This is a genomic window from Streptomyces sodiiphilus, assembly GCF_039529215.1.
In the GTDB taxonomy this organism is placed as follows: Bacteria; Actinomycetota; Actinomycetes; order Streptomycetales; family Streptomycetaceae; genus Streptomyces; species Streptomyces sodiiphilus.
The window spans coordinates 1-5,103 of the sequence record NZ_BAAAMJ010000003.1 but is presented as its reverse complement, the minus strand read 5'-3'; the positions used below and the strand labels follow the sequence as shown (position 1 = coordinate 5,103).

The 5,103-nt window shown below is 72.4% G+C and carries 6 protein-coding genes and 1 pseudogene; 5 read left to right on the top strand and 2 right to left on the bottom strand.

Annotated elements, in window-relative coordinates; all coding sequences use genetic code 11:
- From ABD299_RS01360 to ABD299_RS01345, 4 genes and pseudogenes are all read left to right on the top strand, one after another.
- Positions 1-272 (top strand): annotated as a pseudogene (locus tag ABD299_RS01360) (hypothetical protein); the annotation flags it as partial.
- Positions 273-376: 104 nt separating this feature from the next.
- Positions 377-1,078: an LmeA family phospholipid-binding protein gene (locus ABD299_RS01355; RefSeq protein WP_344258095.1), complete on the top strand. Its 702-nt coding sequence runs from the start codon at positions 377-379 to the stop codon at positions 1,076-1,078.
- Positions 1,079-1,511: 433 nt separating this feature from the next.
- Entirely contained in the window at positions 1,512-2,351 is an 840-nt protein-coding gene (locus tag ABD299_RS01350; RefSeq protein ID WP_344258094.1) for a sulfurtransferase, read from the top strand.
- Between the two features lie 36 nt (positions 2,352-2,387).
- Positions 2,388-2,675: a DUF1416 domain-containing protein gene (locus tag ABD299_RS01345; RefSeq protein ID WP_344258092.1), complete on the top strand. Its 288-nt coding sequence runs from the start codon at positions 2,388-2,390 to the stop codon at positions 2,673-2,675.
- Positions 2,676-2,809: 134 nt separating this feature from the next.
- Here ABD299_RS01345 and ABD299_RS01340 read toward each other — a convergent pair whose 3' ends face one another.
- Positions 2,810-3,172 carry a DsrE family protein gene (locus ABD299_RS01340; RefSeq protein WP_344258090.1) on the bottom strand — a complete coding sequence of 121 codons (363 nt, stop codon included), beginning with the start codon at positions 3,170-3,172 and terminating at the stop codon, positions 2,810-2,812.
- A gap of 459 nt (positions 3,173-3,631) precedes the next feature.
- Between ABD299_RS01340 and ABD299_RS01335 the strand changes: the two genes are divergently transcribed.
- The gene (locus tag ABD299_RS01335) at positions 3,632-4,192 is read left to right on the top strand and encodes a heme-binding beta-barrel domain-containing protein (RefSeq protein WP_344258087.1); all 561 of its coding nucleotides are present in this window, start codon (positions 3,632-3,634) and stop codon (positions 4,190-4,192) included.
- A gap of 34 nt (positions 4,193-4,226) precedes the next feature.
- Here ABD299_RS01335 and ABD299_RS01330 read toward each other — a convergent pair whose 3' ends face one another.
- Positions 4,227-4,979: an SDR family oxidoreductase gene (locus tag ABD299_RS01330; protein ID WP_344258085.1), complete on the bottom strand. Its 753-nt coding sequence runs from the start codon at positions 4,977-4,979 to the stop codon at positions 4,227-4,229.
- Positions 4,980-5,103 lie beyond the last annotated feature (124 nt).

The following is a 5,103-nucleotide window of genomic DNA, read 5'->3' as shown; positions in this document are numbered from 1 at the left end:
TGGTCCGCGCGCTGCTGCCCGTCCCCTGGCTCTCGCCGGCGGCCGCCTGGCTGGCGGCGGCCGGGGCCGGCACCGCGGCCGGTCAGGCGGCCGGTCTGGAGACGGGTCAGGCGGCGCTGCTGGGCGTACTCGCGGGCGGCTGCGCGCTGATCGGGCTGCGCACCGCCGCCTACGACTTCCCCTCCCGGTTCGTGCACTTCACCGCGGGCGTCGCGCTGCCGCTGACCGCCGCGGCTCCCGCGGTGTACGTGGTGGCCCGCTTCGCCGGGTGAGCGGCGTGTAACGGCCCTGCTGCGAGGCCCCGGCCGCCGCCGCCCGGAAGCGGGCGGCCGGGTTAGGCTCGCCCGAACCGACGACACCAGGGGGACCGAACCCGATGCGCGCACTGCGAATAGGACTGATCCTGCTCATCGTCCTGGGGGGCCTGTTCGTGGCGGCCGACCGGGTGGCGGTGCGCCTCGCGGAGGGCGAGGTGGCCTCCAAGGCGCGCAGCGGTCTGGGGCTGGAGCGCGAGCCCGAGGTGTCCGTCAACGGTTTCCCCTTCCTCACCCAGCTGGCCGGCGGCTCGCTGGACCACGTCGAGCTGCGTCTGGAGGACTACCGCCTGACCGTGGACGGGGAGACCGCGACCGTCCGCGAGTTCGCCCTGGACCTGCGCGACGTGGACCTGGGGGACGGCTACTCCCGGGCGGTCGCGAGGGAGGTCGGCGGCGGAGCGGTACTGGACTACTCCGAGGCCACGAAGATCATCAATGACGACCGCGTCACCGGCATCGCCTACGGGGGCGACGGCCGGATCGACGTCACCCTGCGGATCAGCGTGGCCGGGATCTCCCTGGAGCGCAGCGTTCCCGCGGACCTCACCCTGGAGGGCAACACCCTCCAGGTGCGCGTCATCGAGCTGCCCGAGCTGCCCTCGGTGCCGGGCGTGGACATCGAGGAGTACCTCAACCGGATGCTCGACATCGACCGCGAGCTGACCGGGCTCCCCTCCGGACTGGAACTGAAGGACGTGTCGGCCGGCGAGGACGGCGTCCGGCTGGGCGTCACCGGCTCCGGCGTCTCACTGACCGGCTGAGGCCCGGCCGGCCGGACCGCCCCGGAGCGAACCACGCCGCCCGTCCAGTGGGCGAGACACCGCCTTCCATCCGCACACTCCGTGCGGCGCCCCCGCGCCGCACGGAGCCCGCCGAGCCCTTCCGAGGGCCCTCACGTCCCGACATGTGGACTCCTCCGTCCCGGATGGCGGAATGCCGGTGACAGCACCGCCGCTCCCTCCGTACGATCGCGGCATGATGCGACAGGCGGCCGGTTCTCCGCACGGGGGCCTCACCAAGCGACGGGCAGTCGATCTGTGCCGTGTCGCCGCCATGCTCTGTCGCCCCGCCGCCTGACGGCGCCCCCTCTCCGCTCCGCGCGCAGCGAACCGCGCCGCAGCCGTGTGCGCTGCCGTCCCGCCCCGCCCGCAAGACGCCCGCAGAACGATGCCCACCACCGTGAAGGAGAACAGCATGAGCCGCAGTGACGTCCTCGTCGACGCCGACTGGGTCCAGGGCCACATCGACGACCCGCAGGTCGTGATCGTGGAGGTCGACGAGGACACCTCGGCCTACGAGAAGAACCACATCCGCAACGCCGTCCGCATCGACTGGAAGCAGGACCTGCAGGACCCGGTCCGCCGCGACTTCGTCGACCAGGCCGGCTTCGAGAAGCTGCTGTCCGAGCGGGGCATCGCCAACGACCACACCGTGGTCCTCTACGGCGGCAACAACAACTGGTTCGCGGCCTACGCCTACTGGTACTTCAAGCTCTACGGCCACAACGACGTCCGGCTGCTGGACGGCGGCCGCAAGAAGTGGGAGCTCGACGCCCGCGAGCTGGTGAGCGAGGTGCCGCAGCGCGAGGCCACCGAGTACCGCGCCCAGCCGCAGGACACCTCCATCCGGGCCTTCCGCGACGACGTGGTGGCCGCGATCGGCAAGCTCAACCTGGTGGACGTGCGCTCCCCCGACGAGTTCACCGGCAAGCTGCTGGCTCCCGCCCACCTCCCGCAGGAGCAGTCGCAGGTGGCCGGCCACGTGCCCAGCGCCCGCAACATCCCCTGGTCCAAGGCGGCCAACGACGACGGCACGTTCCGCTCCGACGACGAGCTGACCGAGCTGTACCAGCAGGAGGGCGTGGACCTGGGCAAGGACACCATCGCCTACTGCCGCATCGGTGAGCGCTCCGCGCACACCTGGTTCGTGCTGCACGAGCTCCTCGGCCAGCAGAACGTCAAGAACTACGACGGCTCCTGGACGGAGTACGGCTCGCTCGTCGGCGTCCCCGTCGAGACCGGCCCGGCCAAGTAGTCCCGGCCCCCAGCCCACCGACACGAGGAGATCCCCATGTGCGGAGCACAGCCCGGCGGCCCGGACGCCGCCACCGCCAAGCCCGGCGAGACCACCATCCAGGGGTCGGTGACCCGCGGCGGCGAGCCGGTGACCGGCTACGTCCGGCTGCTGGACAGCACCGGTGAGTTCACCGCGGAGGTCCCCACCTCCGCGACCGGCCAGTTCCGCTTCTACGCCGCCGAGGGCACCTGGACGCTGCGCGCCCTGGTCCCGGGCGGCACCGCGGACCGGAAGGTGGTCGCCCGGCGCGGCGGCCTGTCCGAGGTCACCATCGCGGTCTGAGGCGCACGGCCGGCCCACGGCACAGCCTCGCCCCCGGACCCCTCGTGCGGGGGGTCCGGGGGCGAGGCCGGTCGTTCACCGGGGCTCGTGCCCCGTCCGGCGGCGGTGCTTCCCCCCGTCCGCCGCGCTCCCGTTCAGTAGACGAGTGCCTGTGTGCCGTCGGCCATGATCTCGCTCACGAAGACCTGGGCGCCCGCGATCCGCACACCGTCGAGGACATCCTCCTCGCCGATGCTCCGGCGTGCCGCGCACTGCGAGCACAAGGTGATACCGCCGGAAGCCGACACGGCTTCCATCAGCTCCGGCAGCGGTGCGGCGTGCGGCAGGGTGAACTCCGCCGCCTTCCCGGGAAGCGCGAACCACGCCGATTCCCCGGTGAGCCACAGGGACACCTCCACGCCGCTCGCGGCGGCGACCGCCGCGACCGTGAAGGCCTGGGAACACCGCTCGGGGGCATCGGCCCCCGCCGTCACCTTGATCACCAGCTTCTGAGCCATGGGACCACCGTAGCCGGGCGGCCGCAGGACCCGCTTCCGGTCACCTGGACGCGCCGCAGTTGGCGCAGAGCCAGTCGCCGGAAGGCCCCTGGCGCATTGCTCCACCACAGTTCGGACAACTCATGATCACACCCTTTCCACGCGGTTAGACGCAGGGATCGGATTTCGCGTTCAGTAACGGTGATCACACCTCCGCCGGTTCCCCGCCGGGACGGCCGGGAACCGGGCGGCCTACCTCACATCGCTGCCCGAACCGGGGCCGACTAGACTCGGCCCCGGCCGCTACCGTCCCTGCCGCTCAAGGAGCGCTCCCGTGCTTGAGGCATTTTTCATTACCCTGATGATTCTGGTCGGCGTCGGCACCGCCGCCTTCACCGGCCTGGTGGTGAAGAAGCTCTACCAGGGCCAGCGCTGACGACCTCTCCTTGTGTTCCCCACCGAAAGACCGGCTAACTTTCCATGATCGAGATCCCGTCGGACCTCCACCCGGACCTGGTACCCCTGGTCTTCCTCCTCGGCACCTGGCAGGGCGCCGGAGTGGCGGACTTCCCCGGTGAGGAGAAGTGCAACTTCGGCCAGGAGGCCGTCTTCGCGCACGACGGCAGGGACTTCCTGGAGTACACCTCGCGCACCTGGCAGCTGGACGACGAGGGCAAGCGGGTCCGGCCGCTGGAGTCCGAGCGCGGCTACTGGCGGGTCAAGGAGCGCAAGGTCGAGGCCGTCATGGTCCGCGACCGAGGTGTGGTGGAGATCTGGTACGGCGAACTGGCCGAGGGCAAGCCGCAGATCGACCTGGTCACCGACGCCGTCGCCCGCACCGCCTCGGCCGGCCCGTACTCGGGAGGCAAGCGCCTCTACGGCTACGTCAACAGCGACCTGATGTGGGTCGGCGAGAAGTCCACCCCCCAGGTCCCGCTGCGGCCCTACATGTCGGCCCACCTGAAGAAGGTGGTCGACCCCAAGGAGTGGGTCGCCGACCTCAAGGACCTCCCGGACGACGGCATCGCCTTCTTCCGCTGACCCCCGGGGCCGGCCGCACCACCCGTGCTGCCGCTCACAGGGCGCGCAGCGCGCCCCCGTCCACGGCCACCAGCGAACCCGTGACGTATCCGGCGGCCGGCGACAGCAGGAACGCCGCGACCTTGCCGAACTCCTCCGGCTCGCCGTAGCGGCCCAGCGGGATCCCGGCCAGCGCCTGCTCGCGCGCGGCCGGGTTCGCCGCGTCCAGCTGCCGCATCCGGTCGGTGGAGACCCGGCCCGGCAGCAGGCCGACGATCCGCACCCCGCGCGGCCCGAACTCGTCCGCCATGTCCTTGGCCACCATGGCCAGCCCGGGCCGCAGCCCGTTGGAGATGCCCAGCCCGGTGATCGGCGAGCGCACCGAGGACGACAGCACCATGCCGATCGCACCGCCGTCGGGAAGCTCCCCGGCGAAGACCCGCACCGCCCGGACCGCACCGAGGAAGACACTCTCGAACGCCTCGCGCCACTGCTCGTCACCGACCCCCGCAGCGGTGCCCGGGGGCGGGCCGCCCACCGAGACCAGGGCGCCGTCCAGCCGCCCGAAGCTGTCCCGCGCGGTGGCGGCCAGCAGCCCGGGGGTCGCGGGGTCGGCGAGGTCCGCCGCGATCCCGACGGCCACCGACGGGCCGCCCAGCCGCTCCACCGCCGCCGCCACGCCGCCGGCGCCGCGGGAGGCCAGCACCACCCGCGCCCCGTCCGCCGTCAGCGCCGCCGCAGTGGCGAACCCCAGTCCCTTGCTGCCCCCGGTGACGATGTAGACCCGCCCTGACAGTCCCAGATCCACGGCAATTTCCTTCCGCCGACGCGAGTGGTGATCAACCCGATCATGCACCTCCCGCCCCCGCCCGCCCAGCCCCGCCCCCACCCCGGTGTGCCGCCGCCCCGGGCGGGCGCCCTGGCAGGGCCGG